This is a genomic window from Actinomadura nitritigenes, assembly GCF_017573545.1.
Lineage (GTDB): Bacteria > Actinomycetota > Actinomycetes > Streptosporangiales > Streptosporangiaceae > Spirillospora > Spirillospora nitritigenes.
Map to the genome: position 1 here is coordinate 1 of NZ_JAGEOK010000105.1, position 1,016 is coordinate 1,016.

A 1,016-nucleotide genomic window follows, 5' to 3' on the forward strand; every position below is an offset into this window, starting at 1 on the left:
GATCCGGACGGGCCGTTCGGTGACTTCTACATGTGGAACGACACCGACGACAAATACCCCGAAGCCCGGATCATCTTCGTCGACACCGAATCCTCCAACTGGACCTACGACCCGGTCCGCGGCCAGTACTACTGGCACCGCTTCTTCTCCCACCAGCCCGACCTCAACTACGACAACCCCGCCGTCCAGGACGCCATGCTGGAAGTCCTGCGATTCTGGCTCGACCTGGGCATCGACGGCTTCCGCCTGGACGCCGTCCCCTACCTGTACGCCCGCGAAGGCACCAACTGCGAGAACCTCCCCGAAACCCACGCCTACCTCAAACGCGTCCGCGCCGAAATCGACCGCCTCTACCCCGACCGCGTCCTGCTCGCCGAAGCCAACCAATGGCCCGCCGACGTCGTCGAGTACTTCGGCGACCCCGCCGCCGGCGGCGACGAATGCCACATGGCCTTCCACTTCCCCGTCATGCCCCGCATCTTCATGGCCGTCCGCCGCGAACAGCGCTACCCCATCTCCGAGATCATGGCCCAGACCCCCAAGATCCCCGAATCCTGCCAATGGGGCATCTTCCTGCGCAACCACGACGAACTCACCCTGGAGATGGTCACCGACGAAGAACGCGACTACATGTACACCGAATACGCCAAAGACCCCCGCATGAAAGCCAACATCGGCATCCGCCGCCGCCTGGCCCCCCTCCTGGACAACGACCGCAACCAACTCGAACTCTTCACCGCCCTCCTCCTCAGCCTCCCCGGCTCACCCGTCCTGTACTACGGCGACGAGATCGGCATGGGCGACAACATCTGGCTCGGCGACCGCGACGCCGTCCGCACCCCCATGCAATGGACCCCCGACCGCAACGCCGGCTTCTCCCAATGCGACCCCGCCCGCCTCTACCTGCCCGTCATCATGGACCCCATCTACGGCTACCAGGCCGTCAACGTCGAAGCCCAGGTCAACAACCCCGGATCACTCCTGCACTGGACCCGCAAGATGATCGAGATCCGGCA

Annotated in this window: 1 protein-coding gene; it reads left to right on the top strand. The window is 64.6% G+C overall.

Annotated features, from left to right (window positions below):
- The coding region (locus J4557_RS49075) for an alpha-amylase family glycosyl hydrolase (RefSeq protein WP_243777563.1) at positions 1 to 1,016 on the top strand (1,016 nt) is incomplete at both ends.